Source organism: Alkalibacterium sp. s-m-28, assembly GCF_054658175.1.
Window position 1 is genome coordinate 1 of record NZ_BAAGIQ010000259.1, and the last position, 514, is coordinate 514.

Consider the following 514-nt stretch of genomic DNA (forward strand, 5'->3'; position numbering starts at 1 on the left):
GTTGTAGACCGACCATTTCGATCACGATAACTTTCAATAACAGAATAGGAGGTAGAATGTTTAGATTTATTCTTTTTAATACGCATAGCTAATCCTCATTCCTTTTAAATGTATCTCTATTATAACATATTACTACATAGTACTACAATATAAGTCTATCAAATTTGACAAAAAAATAAAGCCATAACAGGCTTTGTGTCACTTTTTATTGATTCCAGCTGTTAAACTCCCGCTTGATCTCTACTGGACAGAGTGTCATCGATGCCGTCAATGCAGCAAAAAGTGAAGGTGCTGATGTACTGGGAGTGGCTGCTATATTTACCTATGAGCTCGACTTGGGGACCAGCGCCTTTCATGACTTGAATATAGACTATCACACCATAACAGATTATTCTTCTCTGATCGAGGCTGCATTAAGGAACGGGCTTGTGGATGAGGAAGAGATGTCACGTCTTGAAAACTGGAAAAAGAGTCCGGAAAGTTGGCTTTGATACTTGATTTTCACCTGTAAATC

The 514-nt window shown here is 38.1% G+C and carries 1 protein-coding gene; it reads left to right on the top strand.

Annotated elements, in window-relative coordinates:
* Positions 1–233: 233 nt before the first annotated feature.
* A complete protein-coding gene (locus tag ACYQ4S_RS12230) occupies positions 234–491 on the top strand; it encodes a type I phosphoribosyltransferase (protein ID WP_459771438.1) in 258 nt (85 codons plus the stop codon).
* Positions 492–514 lie beyond the last annotated feature (23 nt).